21 protein-coding genes are annotated in these 26323 nt (G+C 60.6%); 14 read left to right on the top strand and 7 right to left on the bottom strand.

The window, feature by feature from the left end:
• Window positions 1-13 precede the first annotated feature (13 nt).
• From C9383_RS21345 to C9383_RS21325, 5 genes are all read left to right on the top strand, one after another.
• Complete coding sequence (locus C9383_RS21345) at window positions 14-655, top strand: YfgM family protein (RefSeq protein ID WP_060754313.1); 642 nt, start codon at window positions 14-16, stop codon at window positions 653-655.
• The gene (bamB, locus tag C9383_RS21340; protein WP_090368721.1) at window positions 648-1799 is read left to right on the top strand and encodes an outer membrane protein assembly factor BamB; all 1152 of its coding nucleotides are present in this window, start codon (window positions 648-650) and stop codon (window positions 1797-1799) included. Before C9383_RS21345 ends, bamB begins: the two co-directional genes overlap by 8 nt.
• Before the next feature lie 132 nt (window positions 1800-1931).
• Window positions 1932-3401, top strand: coding sequence for a ribosome biogenesis GTPase Der (gene der, locus C9383_RS21335; protein WP_090368723.1), 1470 nt, complete (start codon window positions 1932-1934; stop codon window positions 3399-3401).
• Between the two features lie 115 nt (window positions 3402-3516).
• Window positions 3517-4665 (top strand): pyridoxal phosphate-dependent aminotransferase, encoded by a 1149-nt coding sequence (locus C9383_RS21330; RefSeq protein ID WP_090368725.1) that lies wholly within the window; start codon window positions 3517-3519, stop codon window positions 4663-4665.
• On the top strand, window positions 4653-5444 hold the full coding sequence (locus C9383_RS21325) for an amidohydrolase (RefSeq protein WP_090372311.1): 792 nt from the start codon (window positions 4653-4655) through the stop codon (window positions 5442-5444). The genes C9383_RS21330 and C9383_RS21325 overlap by 13 nt, the downstream gene beginning before the upstream one ends.
• A gap of 180 nt (window positions 5445-5624) precedes the next feature.
• Here the strand turns inward: C9383_RS21325 and leuA are convergent, their stop codons facing one another.
• The 4 genes from leuA to C9383_RS21300 all read right to left on the bottom strand — a co-directional run bounded on the left by leuA (window position 5625) and on the right by C9383_RS21300 (window position 10731).
• On the bottom strand, window positions 5625-7304 hold the full coding sequence (gene leuA / locus C9383_RS21320; protein WP_090368728.1) for a 2-isopropylmalate synthase: 1680 nt from the start codon (window positions 7302-7304) through the stop codon (window positions 5625-5627).
• Window positions 7305-7626: 322 nt separating this feature from the next.
• Window positions 7627-8448 carry a peptidoglycan DD-metalloendopeptidase family protein gene (locus tag C9383_RS21310; RefSeq protein ID WP_090368730.1) on the bottom strand — a complete coding sequence of 274 codons (822 nt, stop codon included), beginning with the start codon at window positions 8446-8448 and terminating at the stop codon, window positions 7627-7629.
• Window positions 8449-8451: 3 nt separating this feature from the next.
• Window positions 8452-9831, bottom strand: a complete 1380-nt coding sequence (xseA, locus tag C9383_RS21305; RefSeq protein WP_090368733.1) for an exodeoxyribonuclease VII large subunit — start codon at window positions 9829-9831, stop codon at window positions 8452-8454.
• A 9-nt stretch (window positions 9832-9840) separates the two neighbouring features.
• Window positions 9841-10731 carry a LysR family transcriptional regulator gene (locus C9383_RS21300; RefSeq protein ID WP_090368735.1) on the bottom strand — a complete coding sequence of 297 codons (891 nt, stop codon included), beginning with the start codon at window positions 10729-10731 and terminating at the stop codon, window positions 9841-9843.
• A 99-nt stretch (window positions 10732-10830) separates the two neighbouring features.
• On the opposite strand from C9383_RS21300, the gene C9383_RS21295 reads away from it, so the two are divergent.
• The 4 genes from C9383_RS21295 to guaA all read left to right on the top strand — a co-directional run bounded on the left by C9383_RS21295 (window position 10831) and on the right by guaA (window position 15495).
• Window positions 10831-11598 (top strand): sulfite exporter TauE/SafE family protein, encoded by a 768-nt coding sequence (locus C9383_RS21295; RefSeq protein WP_090368737.1) that lies wholly within the window; start codon window positions 10831-10833, stop codon window positions 11596-11598.
• Between the two features lie 91 nt (window positions 11599-11689).
• Window positions 11690-12238 (top strand): hypothetical protein, encoded by a 549-nt coding sequence (locus C9383_RS21290; protein WP_060754303.1) that lies wholly within the window; start codon window positions 11690-11692, stop codon window positions 12236-12238.
• 129 nt (window positions 12239-12367) lie between these two features.
• Window positions 12368-13837: an IMP dehydrogenase gene (gene guaB, locus C9383_RS21285; RefSeq protein WP_060754302.1), complete on the top strand. Its 1470-nt coding sequence runs from the start codon at window positions 12368-12370 to the stop codon at window positions 13835-13837.
• A gap of 80 nt (window positions 13838-13917) precedes the next feature.
• Window positions 13918-15495 (top strand): glutamine-hydrolyzing GMP synthase, encoded by a 1578-nt coding sequence (gene guaA, locus C9383_RS21280; protein WP_060754301.1) that lies wholly within the window; start codon window positions 13918-13920, stop codon window positions 15493-15495.
• Window positions 15496-15574: 79 nt separating this feature from the next.
• Here the strand turns inward: guaA and C9383_RS21275 are convergent, their stop codons facing one another.
• The gene (locus C9383_RS21275; protein ID WP_090368739.1) at window positions 15575-16345 is read right to left on the bottom strand and encodes an APH(3')-II family aminoglycoside O-phosphotransferase; all 771 of its coding nucleotides are present in this window, start codon (window positions 16343-16345) and stop codon (window positions 15575-15577) included.
• 13 nt (window positions 16346-16358) lie between these two features.
• Window positions 16359-17063, bottom strand: coding sequence for a trehalose operon repressor (treR, locus tag C9383_RS21270; RefSeq protein WP_060754299.1), 705 nt, complete (start codon window positions 17061-17063; stop codon window positions 16359-16361).
• A 249-nt stretch (window positions 17064-17312) separates the two neighbouring features.
• On the opposite strand from treR, the gene treP reads away from it, so the two are divergent.
• From treP to C9383_RS21245, 5 genes are all read left to right on the top strand, one after another.
• The gene (treP, locus tag C9383_RS21265) at window positions 17313-18755 is read left to right on the top strand and encodes a PTS system trehalose-specific EIIBC component (protein WP_060754298.1); all 1443 of its coding nucleotides are present in this window, start codon (window positions 17313-17315) and stop codon (window positions 18753-18755) included.
• A gap of 123 nt (window positions 18756-18878) precedes the next feature.
• The gene (gene treC / locus C9383_RS21260; protein ID WP_090368741.1) at window positions 18879-20525 is read left to right on the top strand and encodes an alpha,alpha-phosphotrehalase; all 1647 of its coding nucleotides are present in this window, start codon (window positions 18879-18881) and stop codon (window positions 20523-20525) included.
• Between the two features lie 70 nt (window positions 20526-20595).
• The gene (locus tag C9383_RS21255; protein ID WP_090372312.1) at window positions 20596-21816 is read left to right on the top strand and encodes a maltoporin; all 1221 of its coding nucleotides are present in this window, start codon (window positions 20596-20598) and stop codon (window positions 21814-21816) included.
• Window positions 21817-21925: 109 nt separating this feature from the next.
• Complete coding sequence (ptsP, locus tag C9383_RS21250) at window positions 21926-24451, top strand: phosphoenolpyruvate--protein phosphotransferase (RefSeq protein WP_090368743.1); 2526 nt, start codon at window positions 21926-21928, stop codon at window positions 24449-24451.
• A gap of 2 nt (window positions 24452-24453) precedes the next feature.
• Window positions 24454-24732 (top strand): PTS sugar transporter subunit IIB, encoded by a 279-nt coding sequence (locus C9383_RS21245; RefSeq protein WP_090368745.1) that lies wholly within the window; start codon window positions 24454-24456, stop codon window positions 24730-24732.
• A 123-nt stretch (window positions 24733-24855) separates the two neighbouring features.
• Here C9383_RS21245 and mltF read toward each other — a convergent pair whose 3' ends face one another.
• Window positions 24856-26316 (bottom strand): membrane-bound lytic murein transglycosylase MltF, encoded by a 1461-nt coding sequence (gene mltF / locus C9383_RS21240; protein ID WP_060754293.1) that lies wholly within the window; start codon window positions 26314-26316, stop codon window positions 24856-24858.
• Between the last annotated feature and the right edge of the window lie 7 nt (window positions 26317-26323).

Here is a 26323-nt window from a genome sequence, read left to right as displayed (position 1 = left end):
AAGGAGTATTGGGGTGTCGAGTACTGATGATGAGCAACTGGCCGAGTTCAAGGACTGGTGGCAGCGTAACGGCAAGCCCCTGGTTACTGGCGGTCTGCTGGCGTTAGTGGTGGTGTTCGGCTGGCAAGCCTGGCACAAGTATCAGGCCAACCAGTCCCAAGGCGCCTCGATCCTCTATCAGCAATTGCTGGAAACCACGCTGACCCCGAATGGCAAGCCTGACCCGGCGCAGGTTGCCGACCTGGCCGGCAAGCTGAAAAGCGAATTTGGCGGTAGCACCTACGCCCAGTACGGTAGCCTGTTCGTCGCGAAAGTCGCGGTCGACACCGGCAAGCTGGATGATGCAGCCGTTGAGCTGAAGGCTATCGCCGACAAGCCGACCAACCCGACCCTGGGTGAGATCGCACGTCAGCGCCTGGCACAGGTATTGGCGGCACAGAACAAGGCTGACGAAGCACTCAAACTGCTCGACGGCGATGCTGACAAGGCATTTGTGGCCACTCGTGAAGAGCTCAAGGGCGACCTGTTGGTCCAATTGGGTCGTACCGACGAAGCCCATGCTGCGTACCAAAAAGCCAAGGCGGCGCTGTCTGATGAAGCGGCGGTCGGTGGCTTACAAATCAAGCTGGACGACTTGGCCAAAGGGGATGCGTGACGTGATCCGTTGGAAACATGCAGCATTGCTGGCTCTGGCCGTTCTGGCCGCGGGTTGCAGCAGCAACAGCAAAAAAGAACTGCCTCCGGCCGAGCTGACCAGCTTCAAGGAAGAAGTGGTCCTGCAAAAGCAGTGGAGCCGCTCCGTCGGTGACGGCCAGGGTGATCTCTACAACCTGTTGCAGCCGGCAATCGACGGCGACAACATTGTGGCCACTGACTCCACTGGCGTCGTTATGTCCATGGACCGCATGAACGGCGACGTCAAATGGAAGAAAGACCTCGACCTGCCGGTTTCCGGTGGTGTGGGCGTCGGCTACGGCATGGTGTTGATCGGTACGCTCAAAGGCGAAGTGGTCGCCCTGGACTCGAGCAACGGTGAAGAGAAATGGCGCGCTCGCGTGACCAGTGAAGTCCTCGCCGCGCCTGCCACCAACGGCGATATCGTCGTGGTGCAGACCCAGGATGACCGTCTGATCGGCCTGGATGCCGCCACCGGCAACCAGCGCTGGTTGTATGACAGCACCCCGGCGGTGTTGACCTTGCGCGGTACCAGTGGTCCGATTGTGACCAATAACCTGGCCGTTGCGGGCCTGTCCACCGGTAAAGTGGTCGCCCTGGATACCCAGAACGGCGTGCCGGCCTGGGAAACCCGTGTTGCCATCCCGCAAGGTCGCTCCGAGCTGGATCGCGTGGTCGACATCGACGGCGGCTTGCTGCTGTCGGGCGAGACGATCTACGTGGCCACTTATCAGGGGCGCGTTGCTGCGCTGGACCTGCAAAGCGGCCGGATCAACTGGCAGCGTGATGCTTCCAGCTACGCCGGTGTCGCCCAAGGTTTTGGCAGCGTCTACGTAAGCCTGGCGTCCGGCACCGTTGAAAGTGTCGACGAGCGTTCCACTACTGCACTTTGGAGCAATGACTCGCTGGCTCGCCGTCAACTGTCGGCGCCGGAAGTGTTCTCCAGCTACGTGGCGGTAGGTGACTTCGAAGGTTACCTGCATCTGCTGAGCCAGGTGGATGGTCGTTTTGTCGGTCGCGAGCGTATCGACAGCGACGGCCTGCGTGTTCGTCCGCTGGTCGTGGGTAACATGCTTTATGTGTACGGCAACAGTGGCAAGCTGGAAGCCCTGACCATCAAGTAAGAACTATGCTTGGGGCTAGCCCCTCAAGCAGCTTCACCTGTAGGAGCTAGCAAGCTCGCCCCTACAGTCGAGCACCAGCCGCTGCCTTGCAGCGGCTTTTGTATTTTCTGAAATAACGAAGTGGAGAGCCGCATGGTTCCCGTAATCGCCCTGGTGGGCCGACCTAACGTCGGCAAGTCCACCTTGTTCAACCGCCTGACCAGGACTCGCGACGCCATCGTCGGCGACTTGTCCGGTCTGACCCGTGATCGCCAATACGGTGAGGCAAAGTGGCAAGGGCGCTCCTACATTATTGTCGACACCGGTGGTATTTCCGGTGACGAGCATGGCATGGACGAAAAAATGGCCGAGCAGTCGCTGCTGGCCATCGAAGAAGCCGATGTCGTGTTGTTCCTGGTGGATGCCCGTGCGGGCTATACCGCTGCCGACCAGATGATTGGCGAGCACCTGCGCAAGCGCAACAAGCGTTCCTATGTGGTCGCCAACAAGATCGACAACATCGATCCTGAGTTGGCCCGAGCCGAATTCAGCCCGATGGGCCTGGGTGATGCGATCCCGATCGCCGGTGCCCACGGTCGCGGCATCAGCCAGATGCTGGAAATTGCCCTGAGCAGTTTCCCCAAGGATGATGTCGAGGAAGAAGAGGGTGAGGAAGAGATCGTCGCCGAAGGTGAGGAAGCCAAGCGCATTCCAGGCCCGAGCGAGAAAGACGGTATCAAGATCGCCATCATCGGCCGTCCGAACGTCGGCAAGTCGACACTGGTCAACCGCATGCTCGGTGAAGACCGGGTTATCGTGTACGACCAACCCGGCACCACCCGCGACAGCATCTACATCCCGTTCGAACGTAACGAGGAAAAGTACACGCTGATCGACACCGCCGGTGTGCGCAAGCGCGGCAAGATCCACGAGGAAGTTGAAAAGTTCTCCGTGGTGAAAACCCTGCAGGCCATCAAGGACGCCAACGTGGTGATCTTTGTGATGGACGCCCGCGAAGGCGTGGTAGACCACGACCTCAACCTGCTGGGCTTTGCCCTGGAGGCCGGTCGCGCACTGGTCATCGCGATCAACAAGTGGGACGGCATGACGCCGAGCGAGCGCGATTTCGTCAAGACCGAGCTGCAGCGTCGCCTGTTCTTCGTCGAGTTCGCCGATATCCACTTTATTTCGGCATTGCACGGCACCGGCGTGGGTAACCTCTACGCGTCCGTACAGAACTCGTTCAGGTCTGCGGTTACCCGCTGGCCCACAAGTCGCCTGACCCAGATCCTGGAAGACGCCGTTGGCGAGCACGCGCCGCCGATGGTCAACAACCGCCGGATCAAACTGCGTTACGCCCACTTGGGCGGTGCCAACCCGCCGATTATCGTGATCCACGGCAACCAGATCGAGAAGGTGCCGAAGTCCTATGTGCGTTACCTGGAAAACACCTACCGTCGTGTCTTGAAGCTGGTCGGTACGCCGATCCGTATCGAGTTCAAAGGTGGCGAGAACCCATACGAAGGCAACAAGAACACCTTGACTGACCGTCAGGTGAACAAGAAGCGTCGTTTGATGAGCCACCATAAGAAGGCCGACAAGAAGCGCCGCGATAAGCGCTGATTTCGATCTTGCAAAAAGGGCTCTTGATGAGCCCTTTTTTGTGCGCGGTGGTTTGTGCCTTGACCCGATGCAACCAGCAGCTTAAAACTTGAGGCTTACCTGCAGGGGCCTTTCGATGATCACCAGCAAGCTGCCGAATGTCGGCACGACCATTTTCACCACCATGTCGCAACTCGCTGCCGAAACCGGCGCGCTCAACCTGTCCCAAGGGTTTCCGGACTTCAACGGCCCCCAGGGTTTGCTCGACGCGGTGGGCAAGCACATCGCCCTGGGCCACAACCAATATGCGCCAATGACCGGCCTGCCGGTGCTGCGTCAGCAGGTGGCCGCCAAGATCGCCCGCAGTTATGGCGCCACGGTCAATGCTGACACTGAGGTGACCATCACACCCGGCGCCACTGAGGCGATTTTCTGCGCGATCCAGGCGGTGATTCGCCAGGGTGATGAAGTCATCGTGTTCGACCCTTGCTATGACAGCTACGAGCCCTCCGTCGAACTCGCCGGCGGTCGGTGCATCCATGTGCAGTTGAGCCTGCAAGGTTTTGCCCTGGATTTTGAACAGATCAAGGCTGCACTTTCGCCGCGCACGCGCATGATTATCCTCAACACCCCGCACAACCCTACTGGCGCACTGATCAGCCGTGCCGAGCTGGACCAGTTGGCCGAACTGATCCGCGACCGTGATATTTATCTGGTCAGTGATGAGGTTTACGAACACCTGGTATTCGATGGCGTGCCCCACGTCAGCGTATTGGCCCATGCAGAGCTGTACTCGCGTGCGTTCGTGGTCAGTTCTTTTGGCAAGACCTACCACGTCACCGGCTGGAAAACCGGCTACGTCGTCGCGCCACCGGCCCTGACGACCGAACTGCGCAAGGTGCATCAATATGTCAACTTCTGCGGAGTGACCCCGCTGCAGTATGCTTTGGCCGACTTCATGGCCGAACATCCGGAGCACGTCGACGAACTGCCGGCGTTCTATCAAGCCAAGCGTGATCTGTTCTGCGACCTGCTGACCCCGTCGCGCTTGAGCTTTACCCGGGTGAGCGGTACTTACTTTCAACTGGTGGATTACTCGCAGATTCGCCCGGACCTGGATGACGTCGCCATGTCACTGTGGATGACCCGCGAACACGGTGTGGCGACCATCCCGGTCTCGGTGTTCTATCAGCAGCCACCCCAAGGCCAGCGCCTGGTGCGCCTGTGCTTTGCCAAACGCGAGGAGACGCTGCGACAAGCGGCCGAAAAACTATGCGTGATCTGAGTACATTGCCGAATCTGAATATTGCCCTGGTCCAGACCCACTTGGCCTGGCATGACCGCCAGGCCAACCTTGAACACTTCGAGCTGTTGCTGGAGCAGGTGACAGGGGCTGACCTGATCGTGTTACCGGAAATGTTCACCACCGGTTTTTCGATGGAGTCGGCCACGCTCGCCGAGCCGGAACAGGGGCCTACCCATCAATGGCTCCAGGCCCAGGCAGCGAAGCACAACGCGGTAATCACCGGCAGCGTCATCATCCAGGCGGCGGACGGCAGCCACCGCAACCGCCTGCTGTGGGCGCGCCCGGATGGCGAGGTGCTGCATTACGATAAACGCCACCTGTTCCGTATGGCGGGCGAGCATGACCATTACACGCCGGGCGAGCGCCAGGTACAGTTTGAATTGAAAGGCTGGCGTATTCGCCCGCTGATTTGCTACGACCTGCGCTTCCCGGTGTGGAGCCGCGACGCCCAGGACACCGATCTGCTGCTGTACACCGCCAACTGGCCGGGTGCCCGCCGTCTGCATTGGAACCGCCTGCTGCCGGCGCGAGCCATCGAAAACCTGTGTTACGTGGCTGCAGTGAACCGGGTGGGCACCGATGGCAAAGGCTTTGCCTATACCGGTGACAGCCAGGTGCTGGATTTCCAGGGCGAGACCTTGCTGAGTGCCGGCGAGGCGGATGGGGTGTTCCAGGTGTGCCTGGTCGCGGCGGAGCTGGCGGATTATCGCACTCGGTTCCCAGCGAACCTGGATGCCGATAGCTTTCAGTTTGTCTGATCGGTTCTTGCTGTGGGTAATGTCGCCATCGGGAGCAAGCCCCCTCCCACCATTTGGAATGCATTCCAAGTGTGGGAGGGGGCTTGCTCCCGATGAGGCCAGACCGAACGCCCTGATATCTCAAACAAAAAAGGCCCCTGGATTCTCACCCAGGGGCCTTTTGCATTGCAGCGATGAAGCTTACGCCGCTTTCGCTTCCAGCTGGCTCAACGAACGGTTCAGCGCACTGAACACCGCCTTGAAGCTCGCCGTAGTGATGTTTTCGTCAATGCCCACGCCGTGCACCGGGCGCTCGCCGTTCACACGCAGTTCAATGTAGGCCGCCGCCTTGGCATTGGTACCTGCACCGATGGCGTGTTCGTTGTAGTCCATGATCTCCACCTTGATCGGCAGGGCGGCGACCAGGGCTTCCAGGGTACCGTAGCCCTTGCCGTGCCAGCGCAGGTTGGTTTCACCCTGGCCCTTGCCCGAGACTTCGACTTCTACCGAACTGTTGCCGTTCTCTTCCTGCAGGCGGTGGCTGACCAGCGCGTACGGGGTGTTGGCTTGCAGGTACTCACGTTGCAGCAAGGCGTAGATCTGCTGTGCGGTCATCTCCAGGCCGATGCGGTCGGTTTCGGCCTGCACAACCTGGCTGAATTCGATCTGCATGCGGCGCGGCAAGCTGATGTCGTATTCCTGCTCCAGCAGGTAGGCGATACCGCCTTTGCCCGACTGGCTGTTCACCCGAATCACGGCCTCGTAGCTGCGGCCGATGTCGGCCGGGTCGATCGGCAAGTACGGCACTTCCCACAGCGCATCGTCCTTCTGCTGGGCGAAACCCTTGCGGATTGCGTCCTGGTGGGAGCCGGAGAAGGCGGTGTGCACCAGGTCGCCGACGTAGGGGTGACGTGGATGCACCTGGATCTGGTTGCACTCCTCGACCACTTTGCGCACGCCGTCGATGTCGGAGAAGTCCAACTGCGGGTCGAGGCCCTGGGTGTACATGTTCAGTGCCACGGTGACCAGGTCGACGTTACCGGTACGCTCGCCGTTGCCGAACAGGCAGCCTTCGACACGGTCGGCGCCGGCCATCAGGCCCAGCTCGGTGGCGGCAACGCCCGTGCCACGGTCGTTGTGGGTGTGCAGGCTGATGATCACGCTGTCACGACGGTTGATATGGCGACCGAACCACTCGATCTGGTCGGCATAGATGTTCGGCGTCGCGCATTCAACGGTGGCCGGCAGGTTGAGGATCATCTTGTGCTCAGGTGTCGGGTTCCACACCTCGATCACGGCATCACACACTTCCTTGGCGAACTCCAGCTCGGTGGCGCTGAAGGTCTCCGGCGAGTATTCGAAGGTCCAATGGGTTTCAGGCTGCTGGGCGGCGTATTTGACGAACAGCTTGGCGGCGTTGACCGCGATGGCCTTGATGCCTTCCTTATCCTGATTGAACACGATGCGACGGAACGACGGCGACGTGGCGTTATACAGGTGCACGATGGCCTTCTTGGCACCGCGCAGGGATTCGAAGGTCCGCGCAATCAGGTCTTCACGACCCTGGGTCAGCACCTGGATGGTGGTGTCCTCGGGGATGTGGTTGTCTTCGATCAGGGTGCGTACAAAGTCGAAGTCGGTTTGCGAGGCCGCCGGGAACGAAGCCTCGATTTCCTTCACGCCGACCGCCACCAGGGTCTTCCAGAAACGCAGCTTTTTAACCGCGTCCATTGGCTCGATCAGCGACTGGTTGCCATCACGCAGGTCGGAACTGCACCAGATCGGCGCGCTGGTGATGGTTTTCGAAGGCCAGGTGCGGTCCGGGATATCGATAGTCGGGAACGCACGGTACTTGGAAGACGGGTCTTTGAGCATGCTCATCAGAAAAATCCTTGTTGTAGGGCCGAGAAGAGGCGGCCTGCCGGAAAGCGTTTATTAGGGATAAAACCGGGGACGAGACAGATCGATTCAGCCTGGCAGTCGTGCGCTGACGAGGCACAGGCTGCGGTGCTGGCGGAGCTGAATGAGGGTGTGAGAGGTTTTCATAAGCTCAACCCTAACCGCCGAGGTGAAAGATGGCAAGCAGTCGAGAAAAATTGAGAGAAGTTCTGCTATTGCTGCAGAAAACGAGATTTTATAGTGGGTAATTATCTGCGCGCTGGTATTTATTGCGCGCCCTTTGGCGAGCGCGCAATCGAGCCGATCAAGGTTGGAAGGCGCCGATAAAGATCGCCGGGTCCACTCGCGCATCATTGAGACTGACGTTCCAATGCATATGCGGCCCGGTCGCGCGGCCTGTCGAGCCGACCTTGCCGACCACGGCGCCGCGTGCCAGCTGATCGCCGGTTTTCACGTCGATCTTCGACATATGGCAGAACATGCTGATAAAGCCCTGGCCATGGTCAACGAACACAGTGTTGCCGTTGAAGAAGTAGTTGCCGGTCAGGATCACTTTGCCCGCTGCCGGGGTTTTGATCGGGGTGCCGGCACCGACGGCGAAGTCCAGGCCGGAATGCGGGTTGCGTTCCTCGCCATTGAAGAAGCGGCGCACGCCGAACTTGCTCGACAGCGGCCCATTCACCGGTTTATCCAGTACGAGGTTGCTCGGCAGGTTGGGGCTGAAGGTGCGGTAGGCCTTGATCTGCACCGCCAGTTCGCCCTCGATGCGCTTGAGCTGGGCCGGGTCGGGGTTGACCTGGCTTTTGTTTTTCAAGGTGATGCGTTGTTCCGGGTATTTCTTGTAACCGACGATAAATGGCAGGTTGCGCCCGCCGCTGAGGATGCGCTCGTTGCCCGGCTTGACGGTCAGCGGGATACCCACAATCGCCAGCCAGTTGTCCTGCTCCTTGACCACCAGCACCGGTTTGCCTTGGTAAGTGGCTTTGGGCGCCGTCGCCGAAGGGCCGAGATCGACCACCGCAACGCCGCCGGGCACCGGTTTGTTCAGGGTGCGGGTGATGTAGCTGTCGGCGTGGGCATTAAAGGCAAGGCACAGCAGCATTAACAGGCTGAGTAAACGTGGCATCGATCAATCCAATAACGAAAGGGTGACGGGTGTCAGGTGGTTGTCTTCCACCCGCACCTGCAATTGGCCTTCACCAAGACGCGCGGTCAGCCGCTGGCCGGTGTGGGTCTGTGCGGCGTTGCGGATGGCCTGGCCGCGTTCGTCCAGCAGAATGCTGTAACCCCGGCCCAGGGTCGCCAGCGGGCTGACCACCTGCAGCGTCTGCACCTGGCTTTGCAGTTGCAGGCGGCGGGCCTTGAGGCCTTCGCGCATGGCGCGGGGCAGGCGTTCGGCGAGGCTGTCCAGGCGCTGGCGCAACAAGGCCAGTTGGCGCCCCGGGTGTTGGCCGGCGAGGCGGGTTTCCAGGCGGATCAGACGTTCGCGGCGGGTATTGAGGCTGCGTTCGAACGCACGACGCAGGCGCATGTCCAGGTCATCCAGGCGCTGGGCTTGCTGGCGCAGGCGTTCGCCGGGGTGGCGCAGGCGGCGGGCCATGCCTTCCAGGCGCAGGCGGTCGTGGGTGAGGCGGTTGCGCATCAGCATCACCAGCCTTCGGTGCAGGCTTTCGACCTGGCGCACCAGGTGGCTGGCATCCGGGGCCAGCAATTCAGCAGCGGCCGAGGGCGTTGGGGCGCGAACGTCCGCGACAAAGTCGCTGATCGATAAATCGGTTTCATGGCCGACGGCACTGACGATCGGTGTGACGCAGGCATCCACCGCCCGGGCCACCGCTTCTTCGTTGAAGCACCAGAGGTCTTCCAGTGAGCCGCCGCCACGGGCCAGGATCAACGCATCAAAGCCGCGGGCGTCGGCCAGTTTCAGCGCCCGCACGATCTGCGGGATCGCTTCGCGGCCTTGTACGGCAGTGGGGATCAACGTCAATTGCACCTGTGGTGCACGGCGGCGGAACACGCTGATGATGTCGCGGATCACCGCACCGGTTGGTGAGCTGATAATGCCAATACGCCGAGGGTGCGCCGGCAGCGGTACTTTGCGTTCGGCACTGAACAGGCCCTCGGCGCTGAGTTTTTCCTTCAGGGCATCGAAAGCCAGGCGCAGCGCACCATCACCGGCCGGCTCCACCGTGTCGAGGATCAACTGATAGTCACCGCGGCCCTCGAACAGTGAGACCTTGCCACGCACCTTGACCGCCAAGCCATCCTTCAACGCCTGGCGCACCCGTGCGGCATTGTTGCGAAACAGTGCGCAACGCACTTGGGCGCCACTGTCCTTGAGGGTGAAGTACACGTGGCCGGAGGCTGGGCGGGCGAGGTTGGAGATCTCGCCTTCCACCCAGATATTGGTGAACACGTCTTCCAGCAACACCCGCGCGCGGCCGTTGAGCTGGCTGACAGTCAGGACTTCGCGGTCCAGGCCCAGACGGGCAAAGGGATCTTTAATCATGGCGGCAGTTTATAGGCATTCGTGCAGGGTTTGGCAGAATTGCTCCACCAGCGCGCTGGGCGCCTGTGCTCGGGCCAGGGCTACGGTGCTCAGGCAATCCGGTTCGGCGAGGGGCAAAAAGTGCAGGTTGGGTGGCGCAATGTCCTGCATGGATTTTGGTAACAAGGCAATGCCGAAACCGGCCTGGATCAGTTGCAGTTGGGTGGTCTTGCGCGACATCACCCGCGCCGCCCTGGGGAAAAAACCAGCACGCATGCACAGTTCCGCCGACAGGTAACTCAGACCGCCACGCTGGGGATGAGGGATCGAGATAAACGCTTCATCCTTGAGCTGCGCCCAATCGATCGGCCCGTCTGTGCGGGCGAGTGGATGGTTCGGCGGCACCGCCAGCAGCAGTTGCTCACTATATAAAGGCTCCACCTGCACGCCTTCACGTTGGCGCAGCACCGGCAGGCGTAACAGGCCAACATCCAGGCGGCCGTTGGCGATTTCCTCCAACTGCGCTTCGGAGGAAAGTTTGGCGATATCCACCGACACGCCGGGGCAGCGCTCCAGCCAGGTGCTGATGCCCTGTAACAATGGGCCGCTCATCGGCACGGTACTTGAGTGGCTCAGGCGCAACGTGCCAAGTTGACCGTGACCCACTTGCGTCGCCATTTCGCTGGCTTTGAGTAGCTCATTCAGCAGGTTGCGCGCCCGTGGATAGAACGCTTCGCCGGCGGCGGTGAGTCGAGGTTGGCGTGCAGTGCGTTCGAACAGTGGCGTTTGCAGCTGGGTTTCCAGCTCCTTGATCTGTCGGCTCAGGGCCGATTGCGCTACAAACAGGCGTTCGGCAGCGGCGCTGAAGCTGCCGCTGTCGGCGATTTCGACGAAGTAGCGCAGTTGGCGGGTGGAGATCACACGTCATGCCTTTTAGAGATAGGTGAAGGGCTTTGAAGATATTAGTCGCATCTCTCAGCGATGGCTAAAGTGATGACCTTCTCTTTAAAGGAATAACCCATGAGCCCGGTCGAGTTGATGAGCCAGTGGTCGTTTGTTGGGATCGATTGGGCGGTGATCGGCCTGGGCGTGGTCGTGGCCTATATCGTGTTCGGTATTGCCGGTTTCGGTACGGCGCTGGTGGCGGGGCCGATCCTGATTGTGTTTATGCCGCTGTCGAAGATCATCCCGCTGCTGGTGCTGCTGGATTTCGTCGCGGCGTTTGGCAATCTGCTGCAGTCACGGCGTGATGTTAACCCGCCTGAGCTGTTGCGCTTGCTGCCGTGCATGGCCGTGGGCTGCACACTCGGGGTGGTGTTTCTGCTCAATCTGCATTCGGATCTGTTGCTGCTGTTGATGGGGCTGTTCATCAGCGCCTATGCGATCTACAGCCTGGCCGTGAAGGTCCGGCCCACTCAGTTGGCGGCGGGTTGGTCGGTGCCCATGGGCACTGTCGGCGGTCTGTTTGGCGCGCTGTTCGGCAGTGGCGGCTTTTTATACGCGATCTACTTGAACAGTCGTTTGCCCAAGGACGCGGCGCGCGCCACACAAAGCGCGTTGATCAGTTGCAGCACGGTGGTGCGCCTGAGCCTGTTCCTGATCGCCGGGGTGTACGCCGACGGGCCGTTGCTGATGTTGGCGCTGTGCTTGTTGCCGGCGATGGCCCTCGGGCTGTGGTGTGGGCGCAGGCTGACGATGCGCATGTCCCGCGAGGCTTTTGTGCGGTTGGTGACTTGGCTGGTGCTGGCCAGCGGTATTGCCTTGATCGGGCGGTATTTGAGTACTTGACCTGTGTGAGGCAGGGATTAAGCTGCCTGCCTTTAGAGCCTCATCGGGGGCAAGCCCCCGATGAGGCCAGTGGCCATACCGCAGGACTCCCATGAACTCCCAAAGCATCCTTGTCCCGAAAATCTCCACCTTGCCCGTCCACGAACCCCGCGCCCGGGCGATCGTGCGCTGGCTGGTGCGTAAGAACATCATCAAGGAAGAGCTGAGCACCTGCGGGCGTACCGGCAACCGCATGGCTTACGCGCTGGCCGATGGCGCCCGCGCCGTGGTGCTGCACCCCGAGGCGCTGCCGTTCAACGAGCCGGTCAACGGCCTGGAGATCATCTACAAGCGTTGCATCTATACGCCAGCCAAAGGTTTTCTCGAAGAAGCCGGCTGCCCGGAATGCCTTAAGGAGGTCGGCGAGGCATTGTTCGAAAGCCTGGAAGACTGGATGCCTGGCCACACTGACAACTTCACTTGCCCGCTGTGTGGGCATGAGGATGACATCAACGGTTTTCTGTTCCTGCAGGAATGCGGGTTTTCCAACCTGGGATTCATTTTCAACAATTGGGCGGAGGCCGGGTTCAAGCAAAGCTTTATCGACGAATTTGCCGACTGGCTGGACCAGAAGATCAGTTGGGTCAAAGTCGAGCTGTAACCCACCTGAAAAGCTGCAGGTTTTCTCCATCTATCAGTATTACCAAGTTTGTCAGAGTTTTACATTGAGCCCGGCAGGGTGCGTGTATATAATGGCGCGCTTCCATTTTCCCGCTCGGGAGCCCCCGCGATGCTGCGTATCAGCCAAGAAGCTCTGACATTCGACGACATTCTCCTAGTGCCTGGTTATTCCGAGGTGCTTCCTAACGAAGTCAGTCTCAAGACCCGCCTAACCCGTGGCATCGAGCTGAATATTCCTCTGATTTCCGCTGCCATGGACACCGTCACTGAAGCCCGTCTGGCCATCGCCATGGCTCAGGAAGGCGGCATTGGCATCATCCACAAGAACATGACCATCGAGCAGCAAGCTGCCGAAGTGCGCAAGGTCAAGCGTTACGAAGCCGGTGTGGTGAAAGATCCCATCACCATCGAAGCCGACGCTACCGTGCGTGACTTGTTCGACCTCACTCGCACGCACAACATCTCCGGTGTTCCGGTGCTGCACGATGGCGACCTGGTCGGCATCGTCACTTCCCGTGACGTGCGTTTCGAGAACCGTCTTGAAGTCACCGTGCGCGAAGTGATGACGCCTAAAGAGCGTCTGGTCACCGTCAAGGAAGGCGCCGACAAGAACGATGTGCGCGAACTGCTGCACAAGCACCGCATCGAGCGCGTGCTGATCGTCGACGACAAGTTCGCCCTCAAAGGCATGATGACCGTCAACGACATCGAAAAAGCCAAGGCTTACCCGCTGGCCAGCAAGGATGACCAAGGTCGTCTGCGCGTGGGCGCCGCCGTCGGTACCGGTAAAGATACCGGCGACCGCGTTTCGGCTCTGGTCGCCGCCGGTGTTGACGTGGTGGTGGTCGACACTGCCCACGGTCACTCCAAAGGTGTGATCGACCGCGTCCGCTGGGTCAAAGAGAATTTCCCGGAAGTGCAGGTGATCGGTGGCAACATCGCTACCGGTGCAGCCGCCAAGGCCCTGGCCGAAGCGGGCGCCGACGCCGTCAAGGTCGGTATCGGCCCTGGCTCGATCTGCACCACCCGTATCGTCGCCGGTGTCGGCGTGCCGCAAATCAGCGCCATCGCCAACGTCGCCGCCGCTCTTGAAGGCACTGGCGTGCCGTTGATCGCCGACGGCGGCATCCGCTTCTCCGGTGACCTGTCCAAGGCCATCGTTGCCGGTGCCTCCTGCGTGATGATGGGCTCGATGTTCGCCGGTACCGAAGAGGCCCCGGGTGAAGTCGAACTGTTCCAGGGCCGTTCGTACAAGGCTTACCGTGGCATGGGTTCGCTGGGCGCCATGTCCCAGGCACAAGGCTCTTCCGACCGTTACTTCCAGGACTCCTCGGCAGGCGCCGAGAAGCTCGTGCCGGAAGGGATCGAAGGCCGTGTACCGTACAAAGGCCCGCTGAGCGCCATCATCCATCAACTGATGGGCGGCCTGCGTTCCTCGATGGGCTACACCGGTAGCGCCAACATCGAAGAAATGCGCACCAAGCCAGAGTTCGTAAGGATCACCGGCGCCGGCATGGCTGAATCCCATGTCCACGACGTGCAGATCACCAAGGAAGCGCCAAACTACCGCGTAGGTTGAGGCTTCCAGCAAAACGTTAAGTAACCGGGGCTGTTCTTCAGCCCCGAGTTGTTTCTGATTCATTAGACGAGACTGACTTCATGGCCCTCGACATTCACGCCCACCGCATCCTGATCCTCGACTTCGGTTCCCAGTACACTCAGCTGATTGCCCGCCGCGTGCGTGAAATCGGCGTGTACTGCGAACTGCATCCGTTCGACATGGACGACGCAGCGATCCGCGAATTCGCCCCCAAGGGTGTCATCCTCGCCGGCGGCCCCGAGTCCGTGCACGAAGCCAACAGCCCGCGCTGCCCGCAAGCGGTATTTGACCTGGGCGTGCCGGTGTTCGGTATCTGCTACGGCATGCAGACCATGGCCGAGCAACTGGGCGGCAAGGTTGAAGGTTCCGAGCTGCGTGAATTCGGTTATGCCCGTGTGGACGTGGTCGGCAAGAGCCGCCTGCTGGACGGCATCGAAGATCACATCGACGCCGACGGCCTGTTCGGCCTCGATGTGTGGATGAGCCACGGTGACAAGGTCACCAAGATGCCGGAAGACTTCCACATCCTGGCCAGCACCCCGAGCTGCCCGATCGCCGGCATGTTCAACGACGAGCGTCGTTACTACGGCGTGCAGTTCCACCCGGAAGTGACCCACACCAAGCAGGGCGGTCGCATCCTGTCGCGCTTCATCCTCGACATCTGCGGCTGTGAAGCCCTGTGGACGCCGTCGAAGATCGCTGAAGACGCCATCGCCCAGGTTCGCGCCCAGGTCGGCACCGACAACGTGCTGCTCGGCCTGTCCGGCGGCGTAGACTCCTCCGTGGTTGCAGCACTGCTGCACAAGGCCATCGGCGACCAACTGACTTGCGTGTTCGTCGACAACGGGCTGCTGCGCTTGCATGAAGGCGAGCAAGTGATGGCCATGTTCGCCGAGAACATGGGCGTCAAGGTGATCCGCGCCAACGCCGAAGAGCAGTTCCTGAACAACCTGGCCGGCGAGTCCGACCCTGAGAAGAAGCGCAAGATCATCGGTCGCACCTTCATCGACGTGTTTGATGCCGAGTCCAACAAACTGGACAACATCAAGTACCTCGCCCAGGGCACCATCTACCCCGACGTGATCGAGTCGGCCGGCGCCAAGAGCGGCAAGGCCCACGTGATCAAGTCCCACCACAACGTGGGTGGCCTGCCTGAGGAAATGAACCTCAAGCTGGTAGAACCGTTGCGCGAACTGTTCAAGGACGAAGTCCGCCGTCTGGGCCTGGAGCTGGGCCTGCCGTACGACATGGTCTACCGCCACCCATTCCCGGGCCCGGGCCTGGGCGTGCGCATCCTGGGTGAAGTGAAGAAGGAATACGCCGACCTGCTGCGTCGCGCCGACCACATCTTCATCGAAGAACTGCGCAAGGCCGACTGGTATCACAAAGTCAGCCAGGCGTTCGTGGTGTTCCAGCCGGTGAAATCGGTGGGTGTTGTAGGCGATGGCCGCCGTTACGCGTGGGTCGTGGCCCTGCGTGCCGTGGAAACCATCGACTTCATGACCGCCCGTTGGGCACACCTGCCATACGAACTGCTGGAAACGGTCAGCGGCCGTATCATCAATGAAATCGAAGGCATCTCGCGCGTTACGTATGACGTGTCGAGCAAGCCGCCGGCGACGATTGAGTGGGAGTGATCCTGCAATAGCAGGTGAGTGCTGAATAACAAAACCCCGGCCATATGCCGGGGTTTTGTGTTTCAGGTGGCAGGCGAGGTCAGAAAAACTCGTCCAGCAAACAATAGAACTTCATGCGCTGTTCATCGGGTTCAACACCATAAAGCTCAAAAAAGGCTTTCACCCATGCCTGCCCCAGGTTGCGTTCAATACTTCGCGCTGCCAGGGCCAGGTCTTGATAACGGTCACTGATTCCCAGGCGGCCGCAGTCGATGAAGCCGCTGAAGCGAGCGTCTGCCGTCATGAAGTTCGGTAGGCAGGCATCGCCATGGGTGACAACCTGATCTTGGACCTTTGGCCGAGTCGACAGCAGTTCGGCAAACACGTCCTCTGCACTTCGTCCCAGTCGCTCATCGTCGAAGTCCGCCTCGTCCACGAGCCCGGCACTGACATGCTTCTGGGCGCGTGCGATACGTTGCTCAACTGAATGGTCGAAGGGGCAAAGCGCGACGGGGACTTGATGCAAAGTCCGCAGCGCCGTCGCCAGTATGTTGATGACCTGCGCGGCAGAAAGCCCGGTGGCACTGGCCAGGTCCTGTCCCGGCACGGCGGTCATCAGCAGCCAATGGCGATGGTCGTCTTGCACTTCATCCAGGACCACAGGTGCAGGCAGATCCATTTGCCGCAGCCAACGAAGCCGTTCGACTTCGTCTGCCAGCTCGCTGTGTTCATCGAGCCGCTCTGATTTCAGGAACAGATCCGTGCGGCCGTCCTGGCGCAGGCGAAAGACGTCTGCCCGCGACTCGCCGATGGCTTGCTGCTCGATGAGTGCATGGGGGTATTGTCTATGCCATTTGCTTGGGATTTTCATGTTTGTTTCCGGCTTATCGACGTGCAATATCCGAAAAATAAAACTTATCCAACGTATGCCGCGACTCGGTGTACTCGAACTGCCGCCCGTCCTGTAAAAACGTCTGGTTACTCACCACGATCACATGGCTCTGGCCTTCGAGGTCGAGGTGGGTCTGGTCGTCTTTGCCGCGCGGCAGGGCTTCGATGGTGCGTTGGGCGTAGGCAATCTGCAACTGCAGGGTCTGTTCGATAAACGCGTAGATCGATTGTTCGGCAATGTCGCGATCCAGCCCCGGGATCACGTCCGCGACGAAGTGGTTGATGTCCAGGATCACGCGTTTGCCGCCGATGCGCCGTACCCGTTTGATGCGGGTGATCAGGGTGCCGGGCTCTGCTTCGATGTGTTGCAGCAGTGTGCCTTCCAATGGGAACTGGGTGAACTCGACGACTTCGGTGCGTACGTCATCGCCCAGGTCGGCGTGGGTTTCGTGGAAGCTGACGATACCGCCCAGTTGGAACTCGATCGGGTTGGGCGACAGCACGAAGGTGCCTTTGCCGTGGATCTTTTGTGCAAAACCACGTTCCTGCAACTGCTCGATGGCCCGGCGCACGGTGCCTCGGCTGGCCTGGTAGCTGTCCATCAATTCGGTTTCGGAGGGAAGGCGCGTGCCGCGTTGCAGGCGTTCAGTGGTGATGCTGGCAAGCAGATCCGTATAGATCTGGTTGTATTTGCTCATGGAGATGGCTCTGTGCCCGACTGATGAAGGTGACTGCGCGTTCAGGCAGGAACCTTAGTGGCAGAGGTGGGGTTTGTCCATTGCAGGCCGGCGTAAGAGCTGAAATGTCTGACTCAAGGTTCGGAAAAGTAAACAATTTGTAACTCGTCTGTACGAGTTGTTGCTTTAACTCGTACAGACGAGTACTTTTGCTCTCGGCGTGCTGCCAATGACTGCCCTCCAATAAAAAAATCAAAGTGGAAACCAAGCATGAGCCACGACTATTCGACGATTGCCCGCGAGATTCTCGAAAACCTCGGGGGCAGCGAAAACCTTGAGCAAGCTGCCCACTGCGTGACCCGCCTGCGCCTGGCGCTCAAGGACCCAAGCCTGGTCAAGAGCAGCGCGTTGAACCAGGTCGATCTGGTCAAGGGCTCGTTCTTCACCGGCGGTCTGTTCCAGGTGGTGATCGGCCCCGGTGAAGTGGAAAAGGTCTACGCCGCCTTGCGCGAGCAGACCGGTCTTGCGGCCGCCACCATCGCCGACGTGAAGAAGAAGGGCGCCGACAAGACCAACGCCATGCAGCGCCTGGTGCGGGTGTTCTCCGACGTGTTCATGCCGATCCTGCCCGCGTTGATCATCGCCGGCCTGTTGATGGGCGTGAACAACCTGATGGGCGCCAAGGGCATGTTCATCGAGGGCAAGACGCTGCTGGAGGCCTATCCGAACCTGGATGGCTTGTGGAGCCTGATCAACCTGATGGCCAACACCTCGTTCGTGTTCCTGCCGGCGCTGGTGGGCTGGTCAGCGGCCAAGCGCTTTGGCGGCAGTGAAATCCTCGGCATCGTGCTCGGCCTGATGCTGGTACACCCGGACCTGCTCAATGCCTGGAACTACGGCAAGGCAGTGGCCGGGCTCGACGGCCAGAGCCTGCCGTACTTCGATATTTTCGGCTGGTTCAAGATTGAGAAGGTGGGCTACCAGGGGCAGATCCTGCCGATCCTGATGGCGGCGTATGTGATGAGCGTCATCGAGAAATGGCTGCGGGCGCGGGTGCCGAATGCGATTCAACTGCTCGTGGTGCCGATCACCACCATCGTCGTGACCGGTGTGCTGGCGCTGGCGATCATCGGCCCGGTGACCCGTCACCTGGGCATCCTGATCACTGAAGGCGTGGTGACGCTGTTTGATCTGGCACCGATGATCGGCGGGGCGATTTTCGGCCTGCTGTATGCGCCGTTGGTCATCACCGGCATGCATCACATGTTTCTCGCCGTGGACTTGCAACTGATCGCCACCCAGGGCGGCACCTTTATCTGGCCGATGATCGTCATGTCCAACCTGGCCCAGGGCAGCGCCGCACTCGCGGTGTTCTACACCACCCGCAATGCGCGGGACAAAAGCATGGCGTCCACCTCGGCGATTTCCGCGTACTTCGGCATCACCGAACCGGCGATGTTCGGGGTCAATCTGCGCTTCAAGTTTCCGTTCTATGCCGCCCTGGTGGGCTCGGCGCTGGGCAGCATTTTCCTGTCGCTGAACAAGGTGCAGGCGTCGGCCATTGGGGTAGGGGGATTGCCTGGTTTTATCTCGATCGTACCGAGCGCCATTCCGATGTTTGTGATCGGGATGGTCGTCGCGATCGTGGTGCCGTTTGTTTTGACCTGTGCGTTGAGCATGAAGATTGTTCGGCCCGGGTATCGCGTCGCCTGATCAACCGCTATCGGGGCAAGCCCCTCTCACTTTTTGATGTGTGAATGCATTCAAGTGTGGGAGGGGGCTTGCCCCCGATGAGGCCCGAGAGGCCAGTCCCCCAATCAACTGAAGGAACCCACCATGCAAGACTGGCAACACTCGGTGATCTACCAGGTCTACCCCAAAAGCTTCCACAGCCACGCGGGTAACGCCACCGGTGACCTGCTGGGCATCGTGGACAAACTCGACTACCTCCAATGGCTGGGCGTGGATTGCCTGTGGATCACTCCGTTCCTGCGTTCGCCGCAACGCGACAACGGCTACGACATCAGCGACTACTACGCCATCGACCCCAGCTACGGCACCATGGCCGACTGCGACCTGCTGATCAGCGAAGCGGCCAAGCGCGGCATCAAGCTGATGCTGGATATTGTGGTCAACCACACCTCCATCGAACATGAGTGGTTCCAGCAAGCGCGCAGCAGCCTCGACAATCCGTACCGCGACTTCTACATCTGGCGCGACCAGCCGAACAACTGGGAGTCCAAGTTCGGCGGCTCGGCCTGGGAATACGAAGCGCAAACCGGGCAGTACTTCCTGCACCTGTTCGACCACACCCAGGCCGATCTCAATTGGGATAACCCCCAGGTGCGCGCCGAGGTGTTCAAGTTGATGCGCTTCTGGCGCGACAAGGGCGTGGGCGGTTTCCGCCTGGACGTGATCAACCTGATCTCCAAGCCTGCCGATTTTCCCGAAGACAACAGCGATGGCCGGCGCTTCTACACCGACGGCCCGAACGTACACGAATACCTGCAGGAAATGCACCGCGAAGTCTTCGAAGGGCACGACCTGATCAATGTCGGCGAGATGTCCTCCACCAGCCTGGAGCACTGCGTGCGCTACTCACGGCCGGAGTCGAAAGAGCTGTCGATGACCTTCAACTTTCATCACCTGAAAGTCGATTATCCGAACTTGCAGAAGTGGGTGAAGGCCGACTTCGATTTCCTGCAACTCAAGCAGATCTTTTCCGACTGGCAACTGGGCATGCAGGCCGGTGGTGGCTGGAACGCATTGTTCTGGTGTAACCACGACCAGCCCCGTGTGGTCTCGCGCTTTGGCGATGACGGCGAGCACCGCGTGGTCTCGGCCAAGATGCTCGGTACTGCGTTGCACTTTCTGCAGGGCACGCCGTTTGTGTACCAGGGTGAAGAACTCGGCATGACCAATCCGGGTTTCGACAACATCTCGCAGTACCGCGATGTGGAGACCCTGAACATCTTCCGTCTCAAGCGCGATGCCGGAGAGTCCGAGGCTTCGAGCATGGCGGCGATCATGCAGAAGTCCCGCGACAACAGCCGCACACCGATGCAGTGGAGCAACGAAGCGAATGCCGGTTTCAGCACGGGTGAACCGTGGATCGGCATTCCGGCCAACGCGGCGCACATCAACGTTGCCAACCAGCTGGATGATCCGGATTCGGTGCTGCATCACTACCGTGCGCTGATCGCTCTGCGGCGCCACGAGCCGCTGATTCAGCAAGGCGTTTACCGCCAACTGCTGCAAGACCATCCGCAAGTCTGGGCCTATGTGCGCGAAGGCCATGGCGAGCGCTTGCTGGTGCTCAACAACTTCTACGGCGAGCGCTGCGAAATCCAGTTGCCGGAAACGCTCATCACCGCAGCGACTGAGCAACGCCTGCTGATCAGCAACTACCCGGACTGCCCGCGTCGTTCGAACCGGGTGGTGTTACGCCCCTATGAATCGTTCGTGCTGCACCTCAAGGATTGAGACCGGCTGGAACCCCTGTATGGGAGTGCAGGGGCGCTTCAAAAAACATAATAAAAAAGTGGAGTGCTTCATGAAAACAACAATCAAGCTGGGCCTTATTGCGTCGTGTCTCACTGCCCCCTTTGCCGCTCAGGCCCTGGAGTTCGCCGGCTACCTGCGCAGCGGCGCGGGCACTTCGACCGGCAGTGGTAAACAGCAGTGCTTTCAATTGCCGGGGGCGCAAACGAAATATCGTTTGGGCAATGAATGTGAGCAGTACGCCGAGTTGGAATTGCGCCAGGACCTGCTCACCCTGGATGACGGTTCGGTGTTGAGCGTCGATGCCATGGCGTCCCTCTACAACCGGTACGACCGTGCCCTGAAGTTCCAGGGCGAGGATAACGGCTCGGCACGTATGCCGCAGATGTATGCGCAGTGGTCCAAGCTGCCCAGCCTCAATGGCGGTTCGCTGTGGGCGGGGCGGCGTTACTACAAGCGTAACGATATCCATATCTCCGATTTCTACTACTGGAACCAGAGCGCTACGGGCGGTGGCGTCGAGGACGTATTGATCGGCGACCTCAAATACAGCTACGCGATTTCCCGCAAGGACAATCTGTACCAGAAGGAATACGCCACCCGTCACGACTTCAACGTGGCGGGCTTCAAGACCAACCCGGGCGGTGAGCTGGAGTTCGGCTTGAGCTACATCGACAAAGCGGGCGGCCGCGACGCTCACAGCGGATGGGCGATCACGGCGCAGCATGTGCAAAAACCTTTCCTGGGTGGCAAGAACAAATTCGCCCTGCAATACGGTGAAGGCCCCGGCACCGGCCTCGGTTATACCGGCGATACGGCGCTGGACAAAAGCAGCAAGAGCTACCGTGCCGTGGAGTTTTTCGACTGGCAGGTGACCCCGCGCTTCGGCGGGCAGGTCGAAGCGGTGTACCAGAAAGACATCCGTCCCGGCAGCCAGGACCAGACCTGGATGTCCATCGGCGTGCGCCCGGCGTATGCGATCAGCGAACAATTCAAACTGGTCACCGAGCTTGGCCATGATCAGGTCGAGGCCAGTGGTGGCACGCGCAAACTGAGCAAATTCACGTTTGCCCCGACCTGGTCGCCTAAAGGCCCGGACTTCTGGGCGCGACCGGAGGTGCGCTTGTACTACACCTATGCAAGCTGGAACGAGGCGGCCAAGCGTGCGGCGAATGAACTGGCGGCGGGTTCGGCGTTGTCCGACACCGGCGCCTACGGCACGGCACGGCATGGCTCGAATGTGGGTGTGCAAGTCGAATACTGGTGGAAATAGCGTGGCCCCATGTGAGAGGGGGCAAGCCCCCTCCCACATTTGATTCCTGTCACTGATGGGATTAGCTCCCACCTAATGATTTTTAAAGAACAAGACAGCAGGTGAAGTCATGACCACAACTCAACCCCTGGAACTGCTGGCGCCCTTGTCCGGTGTCCTGCTGGCGCTGGATCAGGTGCCCGATCCGGTGTTTGCCAGTCGCCTGATCGGCGACGGCCTGTGCATCGACCCGACCTCGCAGACCCTTTGCGCGCCGTTGGCCGGGGTGATCAGCAATATCCAGGACAGTGGGCATGCCGTCAGCGTGACCGACGACAATGGTGTCCAGGTGCTGCTGCATATTGGCCTGGATACCGTAAACCTGGCGGGGCAGGGCTTCACCCGACTGGTGCAGGAAGGCCAGCGGGTGCTGCTGGGGCAGCCGCTGATCGAATTCGATGCCGACTACTTGGCGCTCAATGCGCGTAGTTTGCTGACCCTGATGTTGGTGGTCAGCGGCGAACCCTTTACGCTCCTGGCTAACGGACAAGTGGAGGTGGGCCAGCCGCTGCTGCGGGTTTCAGCCTTTCAACCCGCTGATGAGGAGGTTGAAGAGGAGGGCGAGGCGCTGTTCTCCAAGCCGTTGACCTTGCCCAATGCCAACGGCCTGCACGCCCGCCCTGCGGCGGTGTTGGCCCAGGCGGCGAAAGGGTTCAAGGCGAGCATTTACTTGCACAAGCAAACCCAGAGCGCCAATGCCAAGTCATTGGTGGCGATCATGGCGCTGCAAACCGTACAGGGCGATACCTTGCAGGTGAGCGCCGCTGGCGAAGATGCCGAGGCAGCGATCAAGGCGCTGGTGACGTTGTTGAATGAGGGCTGTGGTGAGGCGGGCGTGGCGACGGTCGAGGTGGCTGAGCCGTCGGCGCCTGCGGCGTCATCGACAGTGCTGCGCGGCGTTTGTGCCTCGCCAGGGTCGGCGTTTGGCCAAGTGGTGCAGGTGGCCGAGCCTGAACTGACGATCACCGAAGCCGGCGCTGGCGACGCGCTCGAGCGCGCGGCCCTGGACCGTGGCCTGCTGGCGGCGACCGTCGCCCTGCAAAGGTTGCAAGACAACGCGACAGGCAGTGCCCAGGCCGAGATTTTCCGCGCCCACCAGGAGTTGCTCGAAGACCCGAGCTTGCTGGAACAAGCCCACGACCTGCTGGTGCAAGGCAAGAGCGCTGCGTTTGCCTGGCACAGTGCCACGGTGACCACCGGCAAATTATTCCAGGGCCTGGGCAGCACATTGCTCGCCGAGCGTGCGGCTGACCTGGCCGATGTCGGCCAGCGCGTCTTGAAGTTGATCCTCGGCATTCAGGACCGCGCCTGGGATTTACCCGAGCGCACGATCCTGATCGCCGAACAACTGACCCCCTCGCAAACCGCCAGCCTGGACACGCACAAGGTGCTCGGCTTTGTCACCGTCGGCGGTGGTGCGACCAGCCACGTCGCAATTCTTGCGCGGGCGTTGGGGTTGCCGGCGATCTGCGGCGTGCCGGTGCAGGTGCTGGCGCTGGCCAACGGCAAGCAGGTGCTGCTCGACGCCGACCAAGGCGAACTGCACCTGGAGCCGAACCTGGCTGAAATCGAACAGTTGGAAGCGGCGCGCCAGCAGCAAGTGCTCAGGCGTCAGCGTGACGTGGCGCAGGCGGCTTTGCCGGCCACTACCCGCGATGGCCATCACGTCGAAGTCACGGCTAACGTCGCCTCGTTGCAGGAGGTAGAACAATCCCTGGCCCTCGGTGGTGAGGGCGTCGGGCTGCTGCGTTCGGAGTTTCTGTACCTGGACCGCAACCGTGCACCTAGCCCGCACGAACAAGCCGGCACCTACGCCGCCATTGCCTGTGCCTTGGGCACCGAGCGCAATCTGGTGGTCCGCACTCTGGATGTGGGCGGCGACAAACCATTGGCCTATGTACCGATGGACAGCGAGGCCAACCCCTTTCTCGGCTTGCGCGGTATTCGCCTATGCCTGGAGCGCCCGCAGTTGTTGCGTGAACAGTTGCGCGCGATCCTTGCCAGTGCCGGTTTCGCACGCCTGCACATCATGTTGCCGATGGTCAGCCTGCTGTCGGAGTTGCACCTGGCCCGCACGATGCTTCAGGAAGAAGCGCTGGCGCTCGGGCTCACCGAGCTGCCGAAGCTGGGCATCATGATCGAAGTGCCGTCTGCCGCCTTGATGGCTGATGTGTTTGCGCCGCATGTGGATTTCTTCTCCATCGGCACCAACGACTTGACCCAATACACCCTGGCCATGGACCGTGACCACCCGCGCCTGGCCAGCCAGGCCGACAGCTTTCACCCAGCGGTATTGCGTTTGATCGCCACCACCGTCAAGGCCGCCCACGCCCACGGCAAGTGGGTAGGGGTGTGCGGCGCGTTGGCGTCCGAGGCGCTGGCGGTGCCGGTGTTGATTGGCCTGGGGGTGGATGAGCTGTCGGTCAGCGTGCCGTTGATCCCGACGATCAAGGCCACTGTGCGCGATCTGGACCTGGCTGACTGCCAGCTCATCGCCCGTCAGGTACTGGGCCTGGAAGAAGCCGCCCAAGTACGTGAAGCCCTGCGCCTGTACCACGCGGCTACCGTTGAAACCTCACCTGTTGTGGAGCACTGAGCATGTTCGAGAAAATACAGCGGGCGTTCTGGAAAGCCCTGACCCCGGATCTGGTTGCCGAGACGGCCACTGCGCCGACGCAGAGTCTGTTGTCGGCCGAAGTGCTGAGCGCATTGGGTGGGGCGGATAACCTCAAGTCGCAGCAGCGTGTGGCGCTGACGCGGGTGCGGGTACGGTTGCAGGATGTGGGACGCCTGGATGAGATGAGGTTGAAGGCGGCGGGTGTGCCCGCCGTGATGGTGTTGGCGGGTGGGGTGGTGCATCTGCTCACCGGCTTATAACCAAGTGAAGACCACCTGTGGGAGGGGGCTTGCTCCCGATAGCGGTGTGTCAGCCAGCCTATTCAAAGCTGATTCACCGCCATCGGGAGCAAGCCCCCTCCCACATGGCAGTTTGCAACGTTCTTATAGCTGCGGGGTGTCTTCCGGCGGCTTGGTTTTGTCGATACCCGGCACGTGCAGGTTGCCCTCGACCACCTGGTTGCCCTCCAACTGCGGCTGGGTTACCCAGGTCAGGATGTCGTAGTAACGGCGGATGTTCGCCACAAAATGCACGGGCTCACCGCCGCGGGCGTAGCCGTAGCGGGTCTTGCTGTACCACTGCTTCTGCGAGAGGCGCGGCAGCATCTTTTTCACATCCAGCCACTTGTTCGGGTTCAGGCCGTCGCGCTTGGCCAGGGTGCGCGCATCTTCCAGGTGGCCGGTGCCGACGTTGTAGGCGGCGAGGGCGAACCAGGTGCGATCGGGCTCGGCGATGCTGTCGTCCAATTCATCCTTGATTCTCGCCAGGTACTTGGCACCGCCCATGATGCTTTGCTTGGCGTCCAGCCGGTTGGACACGCCCATGGCCTGGGCGGTGTTCTGGGTCAGCATCATCAGGCCGCGCACGCCGGTCTTGGAGGTGACGGCCGGTTGCCACAGGGATTCCTGATAGCCGATGGCCGCCAACAGACGCCAATCGACTTTTTCTTCCTTGGCGTAGGTGCGAAAGTGTTTTTCGTACTTGGGCAGGCGCTGCTGCAGATGCTGCGCGAAGGTGTAGGCGCCGACATAGCCGAGCACATCGACATGCCCGTAGTAGCGGTCTTTCAGGCGCTGCAGGGTGCCGTTCTTCTCGACCTTGTCCAGGTAGCTGTTGATCTCGTTGAGCAGGCTGTTGTCATCACCCGCCGCCACGGCCCAGCTCTGGTTGCTGGCGTTGCCCAGGTCAAACGCCACGCGCACATTGGGGAAATACACCTGGTTCATCGCCACTTCGTTGGAGTCCACGAGGGTCAGGTCGATCTGACCCTCGTCCACCATGCGCAGCAGGTCGACCACTTCAACGGCGTCGGATTCTTCGTATTCGATTGCAGGATTTTGCTTTTTAAGCGCCGCCAGTTGTTCGGCGTGGGTGCTGCCCTTGAGCACCATGATCTTCTTGCCGACCAGGTCCGCCGCGTTGGTCGGGCGCGACTGGCCGTTGCGGTAGATGATCTGCGGGGTCACTTCGAGATAAGGATGGGAGAACCGCACCTGTCGCTGGCGCTGTTCACTGCTGACCAGGCCGGCGGCGGCGAGCACCGGGCCTTTGGGTTTGCCCAGCTGGCCGAACAGGTCGTCGAGATTGTCGGCGGTCTCGATTTCCAGCTTCACCCCCAGTTCGTCGGCAAAGCGCTTGACCAGTTCGTACTCGAAACCGGTTTCACCGTTGCGATCCTGGAAATAAGTCGCCGGGCTGTTTCGGGTAACCACCCGCAACACACCATCCTCCTTGATTCGCTCGAGCGTGCTGGGTTTATCAACACAGGCGCTGAGCAGCAGGAAGAGTCCGGTGACGAAGAGCCATTTGGCGCATCGCTGGCGCAAAGCAGTTGGGGAGAACATTGGCGCA

Origin of the sequence: Pseudomonas palleroniana (assembly GCF_003031675.1) — a bacterium.
GTDB classification, from domain to species: domain Bacteria; phylum Pseudomonadota; class Gammaproteobacteria; order Pseudomonadales; family Pseudomonadaceae; genus Aquipseudomonas; species Aquipseudomonas palleroniana.
Note: the sequence above shows the minus strand (reverse complement) of the source record. Positions and strands in the feature narration are given on the sequence as shown.